Origin of the sequence: Pseudomonas sp. NA-150 (genome assembly GCF_044336365.1) — a bacterium.
Taxonomy (GTDB): Bacteria; Pseudomonadota; Gammaproteobacteria; order Pseudomonadales; family Pseudomonadaceae; genus Aquipseudomonas.
This window is the reverse complement of the sequence record NZ_CP172305.1, coordinates 2681376-2701903: the sequence shown is the minus strand read 5'-3', so window position 1 is coordinate 2701903 and position 20528 is coordinate 2681376. Positions and strand designations below refer to the sequence as shown.

The 20528-nt window shown below is 56.3% G+C and carries 16 protein-coding genes; 9 read left to right on the top strand and 7 right to left on the bottom strand.

The annotated features are described in order from the left end of the window. Positions 1–304: 304 nt before the first annotated feature. On the top strand, positions 305–1684 hold the full coding sequence (locus ACF0H7_RS12870) for a pyridoxal phosphate-dependent decarboxylase family protein (protein WP_397453132.1): 1380 nt from the start codon (positions 305–307) through the stop codon (positions 1682–1684). Between the two features lie 257 nt (positions 1685–1941). Here ACF0H7_RS12870 and ACF0H7_RS12865 read toward each other — a convergent pair whose 3' ends face one another. Further along, complete coding sequence (locus tag ACF0H7_RS12865) at positions 1942–2685, bottom strand: SDR family NAD(P)-dependent oxidoreductase (RefSeq protein WP_397453131.1); 744 nt, start codon at positions 2683–2685, stop codon at positions 1942–1944. Positions 2686–2763: 78 nt separating this feature from the next. After that, on the bottom strand, positions 2764–3642 hold the full coding sequence (locus ACF0H7_RS12860; RefSeq protein ID WP_397453130.1) for an NmrA family NAD(P)-binding protein: 879 nt from the start codon (positions 3640–3642) through the stop codon (positions 2764–2766). A gap of 540 nt (positions 3643–4182) precedes the next feature. On the opposite strand from ACF0H7_RS12860, the gene ACF0H7_RS12855 reads away from it, so the two are divergent. The 7 genes from ACF0H7_RS12855 to ACF0H7_RS12825 all read left to right on the top strand — a co-directional run bounded on the left by ACF0H7_RS12855 (position 4183) and on the right by ACF0H7_RS12825 (position 13940). Beyond that, on the top strand, positions 4183–5046 hold the full coding sequence (locus ACF0H7_RS12855) for an NmrA family NAD(P)-binding protein (RefSeq protein WP_397453129.1): 864 nt from the start codon (positions 4183–4185) through the stop codon (positions 5044–5046). A gap of 171 nt (positions 5047–5217) precedes the next feature. Next, positions 5218–5841 carry an isochorismatase family cysteine hydrolase gene (locus tag ACF0H7_RS12850; protein WP_397453128.1) on the top strand — a complete coding sequence of 208 codons (624 nt, stop codon included), beginning with the start codon at positions 5218–5220 and terminating at the stop codon, positions 5839–5841. A 592-nt stretch (positions 5842–6433) separates the two neighbouring features. Beyond that, complete coding sequence (locus tag ACF0H7_RS12845; protein WP_397453127.1) at positions 6434–7663, top strand: efflux RND transporter periplasmic adaptor subunit; 1230 nt, start codon at positions 6434–6436, stop codon at positions 7661–7663. Between the two features lie 6 nt (positions 7664–7669). Further along, on the top strand, positions 7670–10855 hold the full coding sequence (locus ACF0H7_RS12840) for an efflux RND transporter permease subunit (protein ID WP_397453126.1): 3186 nt from the start codon (positions 7670–7672) through the stop codon (positions 10853–10855). Position 10856: 1 nt separating this feature from the next. Further along, positions 10857–12347, top strand: a complete 1491-nt coding sequence (locus tag ACF0H7_RS12835; protein ID WP_397453125.1) for an efflux transporter outer membrane subunit — start codon at positions 10857–10859, stop codon at positions 12345–12347. A 118-nt stretch (positions 12348–12465) separates the two neighbouring features. Continuing rightward, positions 12466–12912, top strand: coding sequence for an Rrf2 family transcriptional regulator (locus ACF0H7_RS12830; protein ID WP_397453124.1), 447 nt, complete (start codon positions 12466–12468; stop codon positions 12910–12912). Between the two features lie 392 nt (positions 12913–13304). Further along, on the top strand, positions 13305–13940 hold the full coding sequence (locus ACF0H7_RS12825; RefSeq protein ID WP_397453123.1) for a hypothetical protein: 636 nt from the start codon (positions 13305–13307) through the stop codon (positions 13938–13940). A gap of 309 nt (positions 13941–14249) precedes the next feature. Here ACF0H7_RS12825 and ACF0H7_RS12820 read toward each other — a convergent pair whose 3' ends face one another. Continuing rightward, positions 14250–15032, bottom strand: coding sequence for an SDR family NAD(P)-dependent oxidoreductase (locus tag ACF0H7_RS12820; RefSeq protein WP_397453122.1), 783 nt, complete (start codon positions 15030–15032; stop codon positions 14250–14252). Between the two features lie 128 nt (positions 15033–15160). Continuing rightward, complete coding sequence (locus ACF0H7_RS12815) at positions 15161–16084, bottom strand: LysR family transcriptional regulator (protein ID WP_397453121.1); 924 nt, start codon at positions 16082–16084, stop codon at positions 15161–15163. A gap of 148 nt (positions 16085–16232) precedes the next feature. Between ACF0H7_RS12815 and ACF0H7_RS12810 the strand changes: the two genes are divergently transcribed. Then, the gene (locus ACF0H7_RS12810) at positions 16233–17138 is read left to right on the top strand and encodes an NAD-dependent epimerase/dehydratase family protein (RefSeq protein ID WP_397453120.1); all 906 of its coding nucleotides are present in this window, start codon (positions 16233–16235) and stop codon (positions 17136–17138) included. A 245-nt stretch (positions 17139–17383) separates the two neighbouring features. Here the strand turns inward: ACF0H7_RS12810 and ACF0H7_RS12805 are convergent, their stop codons facing one another. The 3 genes from ACF0H7_RS12805 to ACF0H7_RS12795 all read right to left on the bottom strand — a co-directional run bounded on the left by ACF0H7_RS12805 (position 17384) and on the right by ACF0H7_RS12795 (position 20461). Then, positions 17384–18364 carry a transketolase family protein gene (locus ACF0H7_RS12805; protein ID WP_397453119.1) on the bottom strand — a complete coding sequence of 327 codons (981 nt, stop codon included), beginning with the start codon at positions 18362–18364 and terminating at the stop codon, positions 17384–17386. A 3-nt stretch (positions 18365–18367) separates the two neighbouring features. Next, positions 18368–19273: a transketolase gene (locus ACF0H7_RS12800; protein WP_397453118.1), complete on the bottom strand. Its 906-nt coding sequence runs from the start codon at positions 19271–19273 to the stop codon at positions 18368–18370. An 84-nt stretch (positions 19274–19357) separates the two neighbouring features. Continuing rightward, the gene (locus tag ACF0H7_RS12795; RefSeq protein ID WP_397453117.1) at positions 19358–20461 is read right to left on the bottom strand and encodes an LLM class flavin-dependent oxidoreductase; all 1104 of its coding nucleotides are present in this window, start codon (positions 20459–20461) and stop codon (positions 19358–19360) included. Positions 20462–20528 lie beyond the last annotated feature (67 nt).

The window sequence follows — 20528 nt, the reverse complement described above, 5'->3', positions numbered from 1 at the left end:
AGCAGCCATGGGGCGTTGAAAGCAAGCCTATCTTGCGGAAAGTCTCGCGCGAGTACGAATTGAGTGTATCGAAGATCGCTATCTCCATCAATGATGATCATCATGCTTGAGCAAACCATTTACGCTATACTCACCTAGGCATCCCGCGCCTTGAAATCGATACCAGGCCGCCGTAAATATTGGCTTTGACGCGTGTGACCATGCTGACTAACGTCTAACACATCAAAATAATCGATGGGCGTTAAAGGTCGGCATTTGAGGAAGTTATAGTCGCTACCAACACCTACTGATGAGGTAAGACCCCGTGGAAAACAGTGAATCCGAGTTGGTGCAAAATGCGGACAGGCGTGCGCTGGCATACCTGGAAGGCGTGAATGAACGCCGGGTATTTCCAGACAAGGCAGCGCTCGACTCTCTCGTAGCCTTCGATGAGCCATTGCCCGAAGCGGGCAAGCCGGCACATGAAACCCTGGCGCTGCTTGACGAGGTCGGGTCGGCTGCAACGGTCAGCACCAACGGTCCGCGCTACTTCGGTTTTGTGGTCGGCGCGGCGCTCCCCGTTGCCGCCGCTGCCGAACGGCTAATGCTCGCCTGGGACAACGGCGCGGCACTACCACTTACGTCGCCAGCATGCGCCGCCGTAGAAGACATCGCGGCAAAGTGGATGCTCGACATCCTCGATCTGCCGCGACAAAGTGCAGTCGGCTTCGGTACTTCCGCCACGGCGTGTAGCCTGACCTGTCTGGCGGCGGCGCGGCACGCCATGCTGCTCAAAGCGGGTTGGGATTCCGCGGAAAATGGCCTGTTCGGCGCCCCGGAGATCCGCGTCGTGGTTTCCGAAAAAGTCCATGTGACCATCCTCAAAGCGCTGAGAATTCTGGGATTCGGCGCCTCCAGGCTGCTGATGGCTCCTGTTGATGAGCACGGCAGAATAGACCCCGATCGACTGCCTGCACTCGACGATAAAACAATCGTCTGCTTACAGGCCGGAGAGGTGAACACCGGTGAGTTCGACCCATTCAGCAGCATTATTGCCAAAGCTCGCAACGCTGGAGCCTGGGTTCATATCGATGGCGCGTTCGGCCTGTGGGCGCGCACCTCACCGACGCTGCGCCATCACACAGACGGCGTTGAGCAAGCCGACAGCTGGACGGTTGACGGCCACAAATGGCTGAACACGCCCTACGATTGCGCGATGGCGATCTGCAAAGACCCCGCGATGCTCGCTGCCGCCATGAACAGTGATGCGGTGTACGCAACCGGCACATCCTCCGCACAAAAAAACCTGACGCTAGAGTTCTCACGCCGGGCGCGGGGCGTGCCGGTCTGGGCCGCGCTGCGCACCCTTGGTCGTCAAGGTGTCGCCCAGATGATCGATCGGCATTGTGCCCAGGCAACGTATTTGGCCAACGCACTGCGAGAGGCCGGTTTCGACGTGCTGAATCGGGTAGTGCTGAATCAGGTCATGGTCAAAGGTCTGACTGACGACGAAACCAGAGCGATTCAAGCAACAGCCCACGACTCCGGGGAAGCCTGGTTCGGCATGTCTGCCTGGAATGGAACTCCGGTATTTCGGCTCAGCCTGTCGTCCTGGCGCACGACCGATGCAGACGTGACGCGCCTGGCAAATCTGTTGGTCTCTGCAAGGCAGTCATTCCGCTTGAGCAGCCAAGGCCAAGACTAAGCACTACTCGCACATCCCCTGCACGAATAGCAAAGCGCTCGTTGCCAACGTGAATCTCCCCCTTCCCCGGCCATGATGTAAAACATCTCCTCGGTGACCCGGTTGAGAATGGCGGATACACGATCAACCTCCGTCAAGGTCTGATGGAACAGCAACACACTGTTTACTACAGAATGCTGTGAGCCCTTTGTCCTTCACGATGAAAGAAGCCCCCCACTCAGAACTTGAATGGAGGGCCAGGGTGTTGCTCAGGCTGGTTAAGCGCGCTTGGGCAATTTGGTCAGCATCATCCCCTGCACTTTCTGTGGGTCGGCGGTGAAGGCCTGGTGAATGCCACGTGACTGGGCGCCTGCAACGACTTCGTCGTTGGTACCCGCTTCGATCGCATCCAGTGCGTCGGTGACCACCTCAACCGGGCTGAGGCGTGGCTCTGGCATCTTGGCGCCCATGGCGGTATCAGCTTGTACCGCGAGAACGCCAACCACTTGGGTGCCCTGCTCGCCCAGTTCGGCACGGATGCTGCGGGTAAGCGACAAACCGGCGGCTTTGGACGCCGAGTAAGTCGCGGCCATTGGCAGGCTGATCAGCGACAACATCGACAGCATGTTAACTACGGCACCGCCCGTCTTTGCCAGGACAGGAGCGAATGCGCGAGTCAGTGCCAGAGGACCGAAGTAATTCACCTCCATCTCGGCGCGTGCATCGTCCATGTTTGGAGCTGAAATGGCGCCGTCGAAGGCGGCATACCCGGCGTTGTTGATCAGCAGCGTAACGTCACCGGCAACACTGGCCGCAGCAGCAACTTGGTCGGCATCCGTCACGTCCAATGGCAGCGGCACCAGACGGCTATCCCCAAGCTTGAGCAGGTCGGCCAGCGAAGCGGTATCGCGAGCAGCCACGTAGATCTTGTCTACGCCACGCTTGAGCAGTTCTTCGACAAAGGTACGGCCGATGCCGCGGTTAGCGCCAGTAACGAGGGCAACAGCGTTAGCGATTTTCATATTGAGTTTCCCAGCATTCGTTGAGGTTGAATAAGCAGTGGCTACCGACTCGCGCTTCGCGAGTCGGTAACGTCAATCTCACTTGCCGTTAAGCTTGTCAGCGTGCAGACGGGCGAACTCGCCAACCGTCATCGAACGACGACCTGTGAGCTTTTCGACGTTGTTGTCAGCACCCGCCATGCGGCCGTTGTGGTAGTCCAACATCGCGCCGCCTAAATGCTGAACGATGTACTCAGGGACGCCCATTTCGGCGATCGACTGGGTGTACTCTTCGATTGGCAGGTCCTGGAACACGATGGTGCGACCCAATGCTTCAGAGAGTTCAGCGGCCATTTGTTCGTGGTCCATCTCAACCGGACCCGACAACGGGATGGTGGTACCGATGTGGCCTTCTGGGCTCTTCAGCAGTGCAGCGATGGCGCGACCCTGGTCATCAGCAGCAATTGGCGAGTGACGGCCCTTGCCAACCGGCATACGCAGGACGCCGTTTTGCAGGAACGGCAGCTGCCATGGATAGAGCAGCCATTCCAAGAAGTAGGTAGGACGCAAGTGAATCACCGGCACGCCGGACCAGTTCAGAATTTCTTCGGCAATGAAGGTGTCGCGGCAAGAGTCGCTGCTGGACTCACGGTTGGCCGAACGCTGCGAGAGGTTGAGGACAGCCTTGAGGCCGGTCTCTTTCGCTGCTTGGGCAAAGTTCACTGTGGCGTTGATCAGGCCGGGCTGCACGGGCCAAACAAAGTAGGCAGCGTCCACACCTTGCATGGCGTCACGCAGGGTATTGATTTGCAGCAGGTCACCAACAACGATTTCTGCGCCCAGTGCTTTCAACGCATCCGAACGAGCATCCAGCTTGCGGACCATGGCGCGGACGTCGAGGCCCAGAGCAATGGATTCACGAACAGCGGCACGACCTGTGTCGCCAGTAGCACCTGTGATCAAAACTTTTTTGGACATGAGATAAGACCCTGAAGATTGAGGTTGAACATGGCGGATCACCAGATGCCGCCGATCAGTTCGGGGAAGCGGGTAAGTGCTTCGTCGCCGATGACTCAAATATCGCCTCTTCATGGAACGTCCGGTAGCCGTCAAATCAGGCTAAGATTTATCTCAAATCAGCATGAGTGACCTGTTCAACCGGACTGAGCAGCAGCCTTGTTGCGTAACCGAGGGGGTAGGCGCTGGTGCGACTTGAACCTGAGGGTAGGACTCAGATGGAAGGCAGGCAATGTCAAAAAATCCAGCAGAAGCGACAAATCGTCTTTATTTGAGGGCTTGTGATTTAGGCCGACCACGACGCTATGATGATCATGGAAGAATCGTTGCAGTTTGACGGATGATGGAAGGGGGTTGACACCAACCAGTATGAATATCATGCTTGAAGAATGAAACATGACGACCGTACTGCTTGATCGCACAATAACATTACGATCATCATGCATAAGCTCTGTTACTCACTCCTCCCAACCTTGTGTCTTAACGCTTCAGGAGAAACTGATGAAAACTTTTCTAGTCTCGGGTGCTACCGGCGCCACTGGTGCTCCTGCCGTTCAATACCTGCTGGAAAAAGGCTACCGCGTTAATGCGTTCGTCCACCGTGAAGATGAGCGCTCGCAAAAACTCAAGGATCTGGGTGCCACCATTTTCGTTGGCGACTTGCTGAAACTGAAAGAGCTGCGCCCAGCGATGAAAGGTGTCGACGGTGCCTACTTTGTCTACCCATTGACTAACGGCCTGGTCGAAGCTGCGGCACTCTTTGCACAAGCGGCCAAAGAAGAGAACGTCAAGATCGTCGTCAACATGTCGCACAAGCAATCACGCCCCAATGCACGCAGTCAGGCGACCCTGAATCACTGGATGACCGAACAAATATTCAACTGGTCTGGCGTACCGACTACCCATCTGCGCGTAACCTTCTTTGCCCAGTGGATGCTTTACACCGCGGCGCTGATTCGCGAGGGTCGTTACTTGACGCCGTTTGACGCTGACAGCCGCTTTGCGCCTATCGCTGCCAGCGATATTGCCAAAATCGTCGTAGGCGTCCTAGAGAACCCAGAAGCTCACGCGAACAAGGCATACCCTATCCACGGGCCTATCGAATACAGCCATGCAGAACTGGCAGGCGTACTCAGCAGCACCCTGGGCAAGGAAGTTCGCTTTGAGCAAGTCTCTCCGGATGAGTTCGTGAAGATCCTGGGCTGGGACGGCGACCCATCGTATGCCGCCCACTTTACTGCAGTGAAAATCGATCAGCAGGAAAAACTGCTGGAAGGCCTGGACACCACAGGTGCAGAAATTATCGGCGGGCCTCTGATGACCCCGGCGCAGTTCATCGAGCAACACCGCGACCTGCTGAGCTAAGTTCAAGGTGCTGAATCGTGCACAGCCGCCGCCAGGCGGCCCTGCACGACCGGCATGCGCCAGCCTGAATATAAAGACGTTTTGTCATTTCGCATGGACGTTTTGACGTTGCCTACACGGTCTCGCCGCCCTACCCTTTGACTCATCTTTTTCGGCGAAAAGGAAAGTGAAATGACTGACACTGACAATGCCTATCCGCGGGATATTTCGGCGCTTGTGGTCATCGACCCGCTAAATGACTTCCTGGCTGAAGGTGGCAAACTTCACGATGGGATCAAACCTGAACTGGAACGGGTCAATTTTCTGCCGAATCTCCTGCGACTGGTCGCAGGGGCTCGCTCGGCCGGCCTGCAGATCGTTTATGCGCCTCACGGCGTAGACGAACACAGCTTCGATGACGTCCCCTACCTGCACTCCTATCTTCACAAGAATACTCATGCTCAGCAGTACTTCTGGAAAGGTACGTGGGGTGCTGAGTTTTTTGAGCCACTACGCCCTCAACCAGGCGACATCGTATGCAGCCAGCATCGAATGTGGAACTCGTTTCGTGGTACCGATCTCCAGGAGAAGCTGAAAGCACGTGGCCTCAAGAAATTGGCGTTCTGTGGATTAACGTCGCACAAATGTGTTGAAAGCTCAGCACGTCACGCGTTTGAAGAGGGTTACCACGTGACCTTCATTCATGACGCCACAGCCGAATTCAACCGAGGAGAACACATGGCCGCCCTCACCTACTCCTTCCCGCTCATTGGCCACGCCGACTTGAGCGTTGACCAGTTTTTGGCAGCACTGTGACCATCTGGCCCCTCGCACCGAGGGGCCAGATGGTCTTCCTCGCAGTCACCCGACATTATTCACCTACCTGTCCAGCGGCGGTTCAGCGCTAGAACGACGGCACAACATCCCCCTTTTCCCAACCACTCCAATCCTCGGTGTACTCGATTTTTGTAGCAGATCGCCCGTCGTCTTGACGCCGCGCTGTCGCGCTGTCGCGCTGCAAACGCGATCCTTGGAGCAAGCGTGCTCGCGATCGGTTGCGCAGCAGTCGTGCCGGGACTAAATGACGCACCGCGTAGTCTGGGTTTACTGTCGCTTCGCACAGATCGCAGTTCAAGCCGACTCCTACAGGGAATCGGTTTTGACTTCGATCTTTCCCCGCCATTCGACCACACCTTCCTCGATCATTATTTTCACTGATGAGCGTAATTGCAATTTTTGAAATTGCAGTTTAAGCATGATGACTGTAATGTTAGAAGACACATTAGCGCAACCTAAGAAGCTGACATTTCCGGCCTGCAACCGCCGGTTTCCTTGGGCCGCTTGGTATCAGAGCGCGTAGTCCAGCTTTCTTCTAACCGATCAATCCAACACTTACCGAAGAGAACATATGAAAACTGTCCATTACCTAAAGGCTCATACCCGCCCAATTGCCGGTGCGGTAGCAATGGCGATTGCAGGCCTTTTGACAGTGAACCTGGCCGGTTGCGACAACGCCCAAGGCCAGGCTGCCTCCGCAGCGGCCGCCTCCGGAGCAGTGGTCTCCGCAGCGACGGTGGTTGAGAAAGCGGTCGTCGAAACTCAAGAGTTTTCCGGTCGTATGGAAGCCATCGAGCGCGTCGACATTCGTGCCCGCGTCGGCGGCTTCATCACCAGCGTCAACATCAATCCGGGCGCCATCGTCAAGAAAGACGACGTGCTCTTCGTGATCGACGCGCGTCCATACCAAGCTGAAGTTAATCGCACCGAGGCCACCGCGGCTGCCGCACGCGCCAAGGCCGAACTGGCCAAGATCGAACTGGCCCGAGCGGTGAAACTATTCGGTGAAAAAGCCATTGCCCAACGCGAACTGGACGAAAACGTCTCCGGTTTCAGGGAGCTTGATGCGAACGCTCGCGCCGCCGAAGCGCAATACGACAACGCCAAGCTCAATCTGAGCTACACCCGCGTCACATCGCCAATCAATGGCCGTGTGGCCAAGGCAGACATCACCTTGGGCAACCTGGTCGACACCAGCGCGGTGCTGACCCGTGTCGTCTCCGACGACAAGATCTACGCCAGCTTTGACGGCGACGAGGACACTTACCTGCGCGTCGGTGCAGCTCGTCACAACGGCAAAGACGTAGCCGTCAAGGTCGGCCTGGCCAACGAGACGGGTTTCCCCCACGACGGCAAGCTTGAGTTCGTCGACAACCAACTCGACCCGCAGACCGGCGGCGTGCGCATGCGCGCTATTTTTACCAACGCCGACAAAACCCTGGTACCCGGTCTGTTTGCCCGTGTGCAGTTACAGGGTGGCACTGAAGGCGGCAACGCGACCCAAGCATTGTTAATCAACGAACGCGCCGTCAGCACCGACCAGGACCGCAAGTTCGTCTTCGTTGTCGATGCCCTGGGCAAGGCCGAGTATCGCCAAGTCACCCTCGGATCGACGATTGACGGTTTGCGCGTGGTACGCAGTGGCCTGAAGGCTGGCGAGAAGATCGTCGTCAATGGCCTGCCGCGTGTGCAACCTGGCGCGCCGCTGGCACCGCACATGGTCTCCATGGATTTCAATCCTGACGAACCTGTCGTCGAGGCCACCCCGGGCGCAAAACCTGATGCCAAGGCGAAGGGATAATCGACCATGAAATTTTCAAAGTTCTTCATCGATAAACCGATCTTCGCGGCGGTCTTGTCGATCATTATTTTCGTTGCCGGTCTCATCGCGCTGTTCACTCTGCCGGTGGCCGAGTATCCCGATGTGGTGCCGCCAGCCGTACAGATCCGCGCCCAATATCCGGGTGCCGACGCCAAGGTCATCGCTGAAACCGTGGCCACGCCGCTGGAGCAGGAAGTCAACGGCGTCGACAACATGTTGTACATGTCGTCGCAGTCAACGGCCGACGGCAACCTGCTGCTGACCGTGACGTTCAAGATCGGTACCAAGGTTTCGCAAGCCGAAACGGACGTGGAGAACCGCGTCCAACGGGCCCTGCCGCACCTGCCTGAAGAAGTACGGCAGATCGGGGTAACGACCATCAAATCGTCGCCGAGCCTGACAATGGTGGTGCACTTGACCTCGCCCGATGGCCGTTACGATGACCAATACCTGCGCAACTACGCCACGATCAACATCAAAGATCAGCTCAGCCGCCTCGGCGGGATCGGCCAGGTGCAGTTGAACGGTTCCGGCGATTACGCCATGCGGATCTGGCTCGACCCGATCAAGATCGCCGCTCGCGACATGACCACCACCGACGTCACTGACGCCATCCGCGAGCAGAACGTGCAAGTGGCCGGCGGCGCCATCGGTCAATCGCCCTCCAAAGGCAGTGATTTCCAGCTTTCGGTAAAAACCCAGGGCCGTCTGCAAACGCCTGAAGAGTTCGGCAACATCATCGTCCGTACCGGTGCTGATGGCGCGCTGACCCGCTTGCGAGATGTCGCTCGCATCGAACTGGGTGCCAACGCTTATAACCTGCGCGCCCGCCTTGATAATCAGCAAGCTGTCGCCCTGGTTATCTTCGAAGCGCCTAACGCCAACGCATTGCAGATGTCCAACGATGTCCGTGATCGCATGGAGCAGTTGAAGGCTGACTTCCCACCGGGCATGGAATACAACATCGTCTACGACACTACCCGCTTCGTGCAGCAATCGATCATCGCCGTGATTCACACCCTGCTTGAAGCCATCGCGCTGGTGGTACTGGTGGTGATTGTGTTCCTGCAAACCTGGCGTGCTTCGGTTATTCCCCTGCTCGCTGTGCCGGTCTCGGTAGTCGGTACGTTCGCCGTGATGCTTGGCTTTGGCTTCTCGATCAACACGCTGTCGCTGTTCGGGCTGGTACTGGCAATCGGTATCGTCGTCGATGACGCCATCGTGGTGGTCGAAAACGTTGAGCGCAATATCGCCAGTGGTCTGTCGCCGCGCAACGCAACGATTCAAGCCATGAAGGAAGTGAGCGGTCCAATCATCGCCATTGCTCTGGTCTTGTGCGCCGTATTCGTACCGATCGCGTTTGTGCCAGGTCTGTCCGGTGAGTTCTACAAGCAGTTTGCGTTGACGATCGCCATCTCGACGGTGATCTCGGCGTTCAGCTCGCTGACACTGGCACCCGCGCTTTCGGCGACCCTGCTCCGCTCACACGATGCACCAAAGGATGCGCTGACCAAAGTCATGGACAAGCTGTTCGGGCGCTTCTTCACTGTGTTCAACCGATTCTTCGGCCGCACTTCCGAACGCTATGAACGCGGCGTCAAAGGCACGCTGAAACGCAAGACCAGCTCAATCGCCCTCTATGTGATGTTGGCCGCCTGCGCTGGTCTGATGTTCAAACTTGTACCCGCAGGTTTTGTACCGCTGCAAGACAAGGGCTACCTGATTGGCATCGCTCAACTGCCCAATGCCGCTTCTCTGGATCGCACTGATGCCATTATCCAGCGTATGGGTAAAATCGCCACTGAGACCCCAGGCGTACTCCACGCAGTGCAATTCCCTGGCCTGTCTGTTAACGACTTTACTGCCTCGTCCAGCGCGGGTATCCAGTTCAGCGACCTAAAAGACTTCGACCAGCGCACCTCCAAAGAATTGGGCGCCAGCGCCCTCGCGGTTGAACTGAACAAACGCATGGGCTCGATTGAGGATTCGTTCATCCTTGTTGTGCCACCCGCACCCGTAGATGGCCTGGGTACACTGGGCGGCTTCAAGCTGATGATCGAAGACCGCGGAAACGTGGGTTACGACGCACTGAACAAGGCAACGCAGGAACTTCAGGCCCGGGCCCGCAAGGCGCCAGAATTGGCCGGTGTGTTCTCCGGTTACCAGATCAATGTGCCACAGGTATACGCCGACATCGACCGCGACAAGGCCAAGCAGTTGGGTGTGCCTCTGCAAACGATCTACCAGACGCTGCAAGTCAACTTGGGTTCGGTCTACGTCAACGACTTTAACCGATTCGGCCGTACCTATCAGGTGCGCGTGCAGGCTGACGAGCAGTTCCGTTCGCATGTAGAAGATCTCAATAAGTTGAAGGTGCGCAGCACCAAAGGCGACATGATTCCGTTGTCGTCGCTGATGCGCGCATCCAACACCTATGGCCCTGAACGCGTCCAACGCTATAACGCTTACGTGTCAGCCGACCTGAACGGCGGTCCAGCCCCAGGCTACTCGTCGGGCCAGGCGCAGGCGGCGATTGAACGCATTGCCAAAGATGTACTGCCGAAGGGCGTCACCTATGAGTTCACCGACCTGGCTTACCAGGACATCCTCGCCGGCAACACCATGTTCTACGTGTTCCCCCTGTGCGTGCTGCTGGTGTTCCTGGTCCTCGCAGCTCAATACGAAAGCTGGACACTGCCGCTGGCGGTCATCCTGATCGTGCCATTGTCGATTCTGTGTGCACTGCTGGGTGTGAAACTGACCGGTGGCGATAACAACGTCTTCACCCAAATCGCGCTGTTCGTACTGGTGGGGTTGGCGTCAAAGAACGCGATCCTGATCGTCGAATTCGCTCGTGAACTTGAACACCATGGCCGCACCACCGTGCAGGCCGCGCTGGAGTCGTGTCGCCTGCGTCTGCGCCCCATCCTGATGACTTCCATCGCTTTCATCATGGGCGTACTGCCGCTGGTGTTCTCCCACGGTCCGGGTTCGGAAATGCGTCATGCGATGGGCGTGGCCGTGTTCGGTGGCATGCTCGGCGTGACCTTCTTCGGCCTGTTCCTGACGCCGGTGTTTTATGTGCTGATGCGCACGTTGGCCAAGTACCTGGGCGGCAACAAGGCCGCTACAGCGCCGGTTGCTTCTTATGCTCTGGAAGAGACTTATTAATATGAACGCCACTCTCCTTTTCAAACGCAGCAGTGCAGCGCTGTTCGCAGCTCTGTTGTTGGCGGCCTGCTCGGCGCCCACGTTCAAGCAGCCAGAAGTCAGTGTGCCGCAGGCCTTCAAAGAGACCTCCGAGGCGACCATGACGGCACCGGACGGCACGCGCTGGCAGCAAGCCAAAGCGGCCGAAGCGCAACCACGGGGCGAATGGTGGCTGGCCTTCAACGACCCGGATCTCACCGCGCTGATCGTCGAAGCGGCGAAGAATAACAATAACCTGGCCGAAGCGGCCGCACGCCTGAAACAGGCGCGGGCCATTGCCGGCATCGCTGAAGCGGACCGCAGCCCGCAGATCGGCATCAACGCCGGCGCACAGCGCATTCAGGCTTCGCCGTTGACCCAGGGGCTGCCCTCCGGCACCCCGGTGGCGCCACAGACGATCTATCAGGCCAACCTGACGGCCAGCTACGAGGTCGACCTGTTCGGCCGCGTGGCCTCGAACGTCAGTGCAACAGAGTCTGATGCGGCCGCCAGCGAGGCTACTTATCGCTCGGTGCTGCTCTCGCTGCAAGCCGATGTCGCGCAGACCTATTTCCGGTTGCGCGAGACGGATGCTGAACTGGCGACGTTGAACGAAACGGTGCGTCTGCGCGAGCAAAGTGTGCACATCACTCAGCGTCGCTATGATCTGGGCGACCTCGGCGAATTCGACCTGTCGCGGGCCAAGACCGAGCTGTCGACTTCGCGCGCTGAAGCCATTGCGCTGCAACAACAGCGTACGACCAACGAGCACGCGCTCGCTGTGCTGCTGGGTAAACCGGCGTCGAATTTCGCAACCAGTGCCAAGCCGCTGAATGACATCGCATCGCTGCCGCATATTCCGGCTGGCCTGCCCTCGACGCTACTGCAACGGCGTCCGGACATCGTCATTGCGCAGCACACGATGGAAGCGTCCAACGCTCGCATCGGTGTGGCGCGGGCGGCGATGTTCCCGGTGCTTAACATTAATGGCGCAGCAGGTGGCGTGGGCACCTCCGTCGCCGACGTGTTGAACTGGAGCAGCCGCTCGTGGATTTTGGGCGCGTTAACCTCGATGCCGATCATCGACGGCGGCCGCAACAAGAACAACGTCAAGCGCAGCAAGGCAGTGCTGGAAGAGTCGGTGGCTGACTACCGTGAGCACGTACTGGTGGCGTTCTCCGAGGTGGAAGACAACTTGGCCGGACTGCGCATCATGGCGGAACAGGCGCAACAGACCGATGAGGCAGTGTTGTCGGCGCGGCGCTCGGCCGAACTGGCGCAGATGCTCTACGATGCCGGCCGCACTCGTTATCTGGACCTGCTGGAGGCGCAGCGTAACTTGACAACCGTTGAACGCAGTGCGGTGGAGCTACGTGGCAGCCGTGCCGTCACCACCGTGGCTCTGATCCGGGCGCTAGGAGGTGGCTGGGATGCGCCGTCCACAGGTGCGCCCGCACAAGTGGCCGGCCGCTAAACTGTCAGGATAGGTCGCACTATTAACGGCCACCTTCGGGTGACCGTTTCCGATCCGGCGCAACACAGCCAGTCCATTTTGAGTAAAATTGGATACCGTTAAACAGTAGACCCCCCCTATGTCTGTCAATAACGTTCAATTTGCCATCGCCTCCCACATCCTGACCGTGCTTGCCTACTGCCCCAATGGGCATGCCAACTCCAAGGAGCTGGCCGTTAGCTTGCGCGCCCATCCCACCTTCATCCGCAAGACCATCTCCAGGTTGGGTAAGGCCGGCCTACTAGTCGCCACGCGGGGCGTCACCGGCACCTGTGTGCTGGCACGGCCGCCGGAACAAATCAGTTTGTTGGACATCTATCGCGCCAGTGGGGCCTCTCCCGTCTTTTCCGTCCATGCTTATCCGATCGAGAATGGCTGCGATGTCAGCATCAATATCAAAGACCGCATGGATGACGTGTTAAAGGTGACCCAGGCGAGCTTCGAGGAGAAGCTGGGGACTATGACGCTATGCGACCTGATGCCCAGCACTTTGCAGACAACCCTCCGTGAGCGTGCAAATGTATGAGCAGGCACCCTATTGCCCGCATAGTGGCCGCAGGCATGGAATGACTTCTTTCATCAGTAATATCAAACGAATGCCCGGTAAAAAATCCTACTGAAAATTCTCACCCAATCTGTCTCCACCCGTGAAGCCCATCCTGCATTCCAAGATGCAGTGTCTTATCAAAGAATTACCGGCAACCACCGTTCACAACCGCTGGCTACTGACGGTCATCAGTAGCAACCCGTAGTTTATTTTTCAGCATGAACAAAATACCTCTAAATCGATACCTCTTGATTTCCGCTATACTTGTTATTAGCACAATCTAGTCATTACCTATGTATTGCAACGTCTATAAGCGACAGAAGAATGATACGCGCAGCAATACAGACCAAGGCTATTAGAGGGCTGAACACATGATAGAGGACGAGACCTTAACAAGAGCCACTAAAACACGCACCTCAGTGGTTAAGGGCTTAATTGCAACCAGAACCCCTGCGTTTTTAGTGATTATAATCACGTACCTCGCCATCAGGCTAATCAGATTGAATGGCAAAATTGTAAGCCAAGAAAAAGCATTTAAAGCCAAGCTAACCGCCATCGAGGCCAGCCACGCCTCATCTGCCAGACTGTGTGAAAGTAGAAAAATTCAGATTGAAAAAACGCTGGAGCACTTCAGCGCATTTGATGAGCCCACCTTTGTTTTCTACATACACGTCATTGAAAAATTGAAAAAAATTGAAAGCCACCAGGCGATCCCTAATAACATTGAAAGGAAAATCGCCAACTATCAAACACGCATATGGAATGCCTACGCTGATATAAACAAAGCAAAATCAATACTGGAACTAAATGGATTCAACGACAGCGCCCACCACTTGATTCTGGTTGTGACCCACGCTTCGAGAGGCACAGATCTTTACCGGGATTTTCTCCAACACAATGGTGGCACGAACGCCAGGAATCTTGAAACCCATCTAAAAGAATTCAGGTCTCTTCGCAGAAAATTTCTAAACTCCTTGAGCAATGACTATAAAAGCTTAATAACATAACAACATTGATATAGGTTGACTCAACCTAAACCACTCACAGTATTGCGATCCGACGTGATGCTAGTGCAGATCGTGTGAGGCGCTTTATGGGTATCACCATTGAATCGCAAAACGCTCCGGTGTCAGTAATTGTATTTATTCGTTGGCCCTTGGTTAGAGTTGCCTACTTTATATCGAGTCTTGCTGGACACGATTGGCCGGCGCCGATCCTGGGTCGACACTCGAGAGACGCAATTTGAACTGACGTCGCAGCTGACTGTTGGCGCTAAACGGAAACTGCCCCACCCTGCCGATTGATATTTGACCCGATCAAAGTATCGAACGAATCGTCCCGCCTTCCACTCGCATGGCCATGCCATTGAGCGCCGGTGACGCAGCCAGATGTAATACGCTGCATGCCACCTCTTCGGGTTCGATCATGCGCCTGATCAAGGACGTAGGTTCGGTCTCGTCAAAGTAGTCGGCAACCACCTGCTCTGCCGTAATACCTTTCTCCGCCCCAATTTCCTGATGATAACGCTTGACTGCCTCCGTGGACGTTGGCCCAGGCAAGATCGAATTAACCCTTACGGACGTACCCTTGGTCAGTTCTGCCAGTGCCCGGGACAGCCCCAGCAAGCAGGTTTTCATAGCGCCGTAATGAACCATCCATGGCTGAGGTTTTACCGCTGACTCGCTACTGATGAAAACAATCGAACCCTGTCCGCGGCTCAACATGTCTTGCATCACCAAGCGCGTCATGCGCACGCCACTCATGACATTGACGTTGAAATAATGGAGCCACTGAGCATCATCGGTTTCAAAAAAATCCCGGACTTCAAAAATACCGACGTTGTTAATCAGGAAGTCGATCGGCCCCAACTCTTCGGCGAGCGCAACCAGACGCTCCGCCACACCAGCATGGGTCAAGTCACCTGCCAGACCTTTACAGCGTGGCCCCAGTTCATGAAGCGTAGCGTTAACTTCATCTTCGCTAAGCCCGCTAACGACGACGTAGGCGCCTTCTAGCAAAAAACGCTGGGCAATGGCCTTGCCGATGCCGGAAGCGCCACCGGTGATCAGTGCGATTTTACCTGTCAGTTGATAATCCATGGGGGCCGCCTTGTTCATTGTTGTGCGGACCATAATGCCCCAGGTTTGAGGCTGGAATTATCAACCATTGCTGAAGACTCAATTCGCCAACTTCCAAAAATACAAACAGCAGTCAGGCTGCAGTCTTATCAGCTTGGCGATAGCTGCGGTCTGATTTTTTCTACAAGAAAATCGATGAACACCCGTACACGATGGGGCAACTGTCGACCTGGCCCGATGAATACTGCATGAATTTCTTCGGCTTCTCCGCTATTGAACGCCTCCAATAGCGGCACCAGTTTTCCTGCCGCGATGTCAGCGCCTATATGAAAGTTCGCCAGGCGCGCTATGCCTAAACCGGCAAGCGCCGATTGACGCATGCTTTCCCCATCACTCAGCAAGACATTGCCCTTGGGCTCGATTTCGATGCGCTGGCCTTGGCTGTCACGAAACACCCACGCCTGAGACTGACGATGAAAACCAAAACCAAGGCGGTTGTGCCCCTGCAACTCAGCCAGCGAATTGGGTTGCCCAAATCGATCGATATAACTCGGAGAGGCTACCGTGATCATTCGGCTTTCACCTAACCGGCGTTGGACCAGATTCGACTCTTTCATTGGACCGGTGCGAATCGCGATATCAGCACGACGCTCAAGAAGGTCGACAACCGTATCGGTCAGTTCCACGTTGAGGGTGATGTCCGGATACGCCGACATAAAGTCCGGCAACAACGGCAGCAGGCAATGCAGCCCGAACGGCAGGTTAGCGTTGACCTGAATCAGACCGCTGGGGCGGGCGACATTCCCGACATCTCGCTCCGCGATATCAATCTGTTCAAGTATGCGTAAGCACTCATTGTTGAAGCGCTCCCCCTCGGCGGTGAGCTTGAGTTGCCTGGGCGAGCGATGCAGCAGGCGCGCACCCAGTCGTATTTCCAGCCGCGAAATAAGTTTGCTTACCGCTGAGGGCGACATATCCAGGCGTCTTGCTGCTTCAGAAAAGGTCCCGGCGTCGACAACACGGGTAAACACCTCCATCTCGCCGGAGCGATTGATGTCTTTTATGTTCAGCATTGAATTGAGTTCACTGTTACTTTGATTACTGACAGTCTAGCTCACATGTAGCGCGGATCGTATCGTGATCTGATTCCACAACCCGGAATACCTGCCCCTGCCGTTTAGCTAACGCGCAGGCATCAATGACGATACGAGGAGACACTCAGTGAAAATTTTTGTTACCGGCGTGACCGGTTACATCGGCGGCTCTGTAGCCAAGTACCTAGTGGATGCGGGTCATGAAGTCAGTGGGTTATTGCGCAACCCGAATCAGCGCGCCGCCTTACAGGCACTGGGTATTACCCCTGTACTTGGGACCCTGGATGACGCCTACATTCTCACTGAACAGGCGCGCGCCGCTGACGCTGTCATCAATGCAGCCAACTCTGATCACCTGGCCTCGGTGCAGACCTTTATCGAAGCGTTGCGCGGGAGCGGCAAGGTACTCCTGCATACCTCAGGCTCCAGTGTGGTTGGGGACGATGCCCGCGGCGCCTACCAACGACCAGACGTTTTTACTGACGAAACCCCGTTCTCGCCGATGGACATCCGCAAAGATCGAGTCGAGATCAATCAACTAGTGCGTCGTGCCGGGGTTGAACACGGCATTCGTAGCATCGTGTTCTGCCCGACCATGATTTACGGCGAGTCCCTGGGGCTACCAGCCAAAAGCGATCAGCTACCCAAACTCTTCGCCAAGTCCCGTGAGTACGGCGCGGGCGCTTATATGGGCACTGGACTGCATCGCTGGTCAAACGTGCATATCGAGGACCTGGCAGAGCTCTATCGTCTGGCGATTGAAAAGGCCCCATCGGCCTCGTTGTTCTTCGCGGAAAACGGCGAAGCATCGTTCCTGGAGATTGCCACGTCGATTAGCAAAGCCCTGGGTTTTGCCGGTAAGACTCAAAGCTGGCCGGCCGAAGATGCCATCGCTCAGCTAGGGGATTGGGCCCGCTTCGCCATTGGTTCCAACAGCCGTGTGCGAGCGGTGAATGCCCGTGTGCTGCTGGGATGGGTGCCAAAGCGTGAATCGATCCACCAATGGATCGAGACCACCGACGTGCAGTGGTAACAACGGTTCGCCACTACATCTTCAATTGCACCCCGTTTTGAAGCTCACCCAAGGTGAGCTTTTTTATGTCCGAAATAAGTTAACGGTCCGGTGCGTATGGCTCGCCCTGAGCTGCCTTCACGTACAAAAAAACGCATCAAGTGTGCCTGTCCCCAGACACCCTTGATGCGCACACTGGATCAATACAATCCAAAAACAAGACGCACATCGCTGTGACGTCGTAAACGCTTAACCATCATCAGACATCAGGCCAGTACTTCCAGAGCCACGCTCTCAATGCCAGCGGCGTCCAGCCGATAATGTCGATAGAGGTGAGTCGGTGGCGCGATCAGACTGTATTCGTCGTAGATGCCGTGCCGTTTTACTTTGACGCCCAAACCCTCTTCAGCGATAACCTCGCAGACGGCGCCGCCGAGTCCACCGATGATGTTGTGCTCTTCGACGGTGAGAATCGCCCTGCTGTTGCGAGCCGCATTCAATACCGCCTCACGGTCGAGCGGCTTGATGGTTGTCATGTCGATCATCCCCACCGAACGACCGGCCGCATTCAGCGCGCGCGCCGCCTCAAGCGCCGGATGCACAGTCGAACCTGTGGCGATGATGGTGAGCTCATCGCCTGTGAGATGCACCGTGGCTTTGCCAAAGACGAAGTCCGGAACCTCCTCATACACCACCGGATCACGTCCGCGCTGAATACGGAAATAGATCGGCTGCGGGTAATTGACCGATGCCAGGATTGCAGCCTTGAGCTGATTGCCGTCGGCGGGTGCGACGATCGTGATATCCGCGATCGAACGCATAATCGCCAAGTCTTCCGTGGCGTGGTGGGAGGTGCCGTAGAAGCCCAGCGAGATACCGGCGTGGTGCCCGATCAATCGAACCGGCAACGCAGAGTAAGCGACGTCCATACGAATCTGCTCGCAGCACAGCAACGGCAGAAATGACGCGAATGTCGCCACAAAAGGCTTCATCCCGACAGCAGCCATTCCGGCTGCGGCCGAGACCATATTCTGCTCAGAAATCCCGAATTGCACGAAGCGTTCAGGATGCAGACGCGCGAACTTCGATAAACCGTTGGAGTACTGCAAGTCAGCAGTGCCCGCCACAACCGGCTCGCCCTGTTCGAGCAGTTCGATCAGAGCATCAGACAGAGCATTAAGACTAGGTGTCTGGTCGTTGAGTTCGCGGTACTGCCAGGAGTTGGCCGACTGAGGTGCGTTGTTCATGGTTTAGATGACCTTGCTTTTGATTTCGTCGATAGCACGTTGCGCATCTGCAGGATCGAGATAACCCAAATGCCAGCCAGGCTCGGTCTCCATGTAGGAAACACCTTTGCCCTTCACTGTATTGGCGATGATGCAAACCGGTTGAGTGCGCTGGGTATCAGCTTTGATTCGGCGTAACAGGGTAGTGACTGCCGCCAGATCGTGACCATCCACAACGTGGGTTTCCCAGCCAAAGGCGATCCATTTGTCTGCCAAAGGCTCGATACCGATGACATCATCGACGTTTCCATCGAGCTGGTAACCGTTACGGTCGATGATCGCGATCAAGTTGTGAGTCTTATGGTGGGCAGCTGACAGGGCTGCCTCCCAAACCTGCCCTTCCTGCATCTCACCGTCGCCGAGCATGACGAACGTACTGAAGGATTTACCCAGCATTCTTCCGGCCAAGGCCATCCCCAAGCCACCGGACAATGCGTGACCAATAGAGCCAGAGGAGAAATCAACCCCTGGTACTTTGCGCATATCCGGGTGGTCGCCCAGGGGATTACCCAGGCGGGTGTAGTTATCGAGGATCTCCTTGGCAAAGAACCCCCACTCCACCAACACCGGAAACAGCCCTACAGCAGCATGTCCCTTGCCCATCATGAACCGGTCGCGATCCGGCCATTTCGGCTCCCCATGACGCAGGTCCATTACGTCGTAATACAGTGCCGCGAAAAGCTCGGCAGCGGAAAACACTGAGGTGTAGTGGCCGACCTTAGCGATCTCGATCAGGCGAATGGTTTCCAGGCGAATGAACTGGGCCTTTTCTCGCAGCCGTGTCAGTTCCTGCTCGGTGAGTTCAAAACAGCGGTTATCCTGCGCAGGTAACTGCCGTGTGTTTGTGTCATGCCTTGTCAAATCAGTCATCTGTAGTGTCCAGGCGCATTACGAAAATTCCGGCCGCTCAAAAACGCGGCCGCTCACAGGTCCATTGCTCTCGCAATACGCCTGTCATTGCGCTTTCAAGCGCGGGGTCATGTAGTCGTTAAGGCGCGGCATGACGTGCTGCGCGGTCAGCTCCATCGAACGCCGCCAGAGCGCTTCGTCATCCCACTCATGGAAGGTGGTCATCAACGTGCCAAAGGGTCCGGTCTGTTCGCTGAAAGCGACGAGTTGCTCCGTCACCGAGTTCACATCGCCGTAAATCACCATCTCTTTGATGCAGTGGTCGACCGTCACTTGCGCGTCAGTCATATCCGCACGGGTCTTAAAGATCTTGGTGTAGTTATTGGTCGCCAGGTTATCGATCATGTAATCGAAGTAGCGCCGCAGGGTGCAGCTTTCCTGTGCCAGATAGTCCTCGGCCTGGGCTTGAGAGTCAGCAACGAACACCGAGCGCGCCACCCGCCAATTAGCGGCATCAGGTTTGATGCCGGCACCTTCCGCCCCCTGACAGTAAGCCTGCCAGTGGGAGGCTACGGTAGCGGTAGGGTTGAAATTGGCAGACATCAGATCCCAGTCCTTGGCTCCGGCCAGTTTCGCAGTGCCCGAAAACGGACTCATGGCCGTCGTTGCCACCCGCGGAAAAGGCTTCTGAAACGGGGTTGGCATGTAACCTATTTCCAACTCGTGGTGCACCGAGTCTTTGAGACTGACCTGGTAGTGCTCGGACGAGAAATCATAAGGTGCGCTGGAATTCCAGATGGCCCGAATCATTTCGTAGCACTCGACCATCATCTGTCCGCGGTCCTTACCGTTGCTGCCGTACACCTCGAAGTCCGATGCCAGCCCACCCGGGCCAATGCCCATGATGAAGCGCCCCTTGGCCATGTGATCGAACATCGCAGCATCAGCGGCAATTCGCGCCGGGAAGTGATGAGGCAAATTCAGTACCCCCGTGCACAACTTCATGCGCCGGGTCAGGGGTATCAAACTGGAAAGAAACTGCAGCGAGTTGGTAATCGGCTCGGTGCGTTGTGAGGTGTGTTCCCCTACCCAAAGCTCATCGAAACCTACGTTGTCGGCATGTACGGCACAGGCAATATCCTGGTCGTACATCTCGTGATAGTCCCAGCCTTTGTGATGTAGTGGCTGCATAAACATGCCAAGTTTCATGGTGTTCTCCTGAGGTGCTCAGTGACCGCGACTGCGAAGTTGCATTCTCGGCGCGGTGTTTTTAGGA

What these genes read in the sequence shown, in the direction of transcription:
- ACF0H7_RS12815 (WP_397453121.1), bottom strand. Translation starts at nt 16,084, where the DNA reads ATGCTGAACATAAAAGACATCAATCGCTCCGGCGAGATGGAGGTGTTT.
- ACF0H7_RS12855 (WP_397453129.1), top strand. Translation starts at nt 4,183, where the DNA reads ATGAAAACTTTTCTAGTCTCGGGTGCTACCGGCGCCACTGGTGCTCCT.
- ACF0H7_RS12845 (WP_397453127.1), top strand. Translation starts at nt 6,434, where the DNA reads ATGAAAACTGTCCATTACCTAAAGGCTCATACCCGCCCAATTGCCGGT.
- ACF0H7_RS12805 (WP_397453119.1), bottom strand. Translation starts at nt 18,364, where the DNA reads ATGAACAACGCACCTCAGTCGGCCAACTCCTGGCAGTACCGCGAACTC.
- ACF0H7_RS12835 (WP_397453125.1), top strand. Translation starts at nt 10,857, where the DNA reads ATGAACGCCACTCTCCTTTTCAAACGCAGCAGTGCAGCGCTGTTCGCA.
- ACF0H7_RS12830 (WP_397453124.1), top strand. Translation starts at nt 12,466, where the DNA reads ATGTCTGTCAATAACGTTCAATTTGCCATCGCCTCCCACATCCTGACC.
- ACF0H7_RS12840 (WP_397453126.1), top strand. Translation starts at nt 7,670, where the DNA reads ATGAAATTTTCAAAGTTCTTCATCGATAAACCGATCTTCGCGGCGGTC.
- ACF0H7_RS12860 (WP_397453130.1), bottom strand. Translation starts at nt 3,642, where the DNA reads ATGTCCAAAAAAGTTTTGATCACAGGTGCTACTGGCGACACAGGTCGT.
- ACF0H7_RS12800 (WP_397453118.1), bottom strand. Translation starts at nt 19,273, where the DNA reads ATGACTGATTTGACAAGGCATGACACAAACACACGGCAGTTACCTGCG.
- ACF0H7_RS12820 (WP_397453122.1), bottom strand. Translation starts at nt 15,032, where the DNA reads ATGGATTATCAACTGACAGGTAAAATCGCACTGATCACCGGTGGCGCT.
- ACF0H7_RS12795 (WP_397453117.1), bottom strand. Translation starts at nt 20,461, where the DNA reads ATGAAACTTGGCATGTTTATGCAGCCACTACATCACAAAGGCTGGGAC.
- ACF0H7_RS12825 (WP_397453123.1), top strand. Translation starts at nt 13,305, where the DNA reads ATGATAGAGGACGAGACCTTAACAAGAGCCACTAAAACACGCACCTCA.
- ACF0H7_RS12865 (WP_397453131.1), bottom strand. Translation starts at nt 2,685, where the DNA reads ATGAAAATCGCTAACGCTGTTGCCCTCGTTACTGGCGCTAACCGCGGC.
- ACF0H7_RS12850 (WP_397453128.1), top strand. Translation starts at nt 5,218, where the DNA reads ATGACTGACACTGACAATGCCTATCCGCGGGATATTTCGGCGCTTGTG.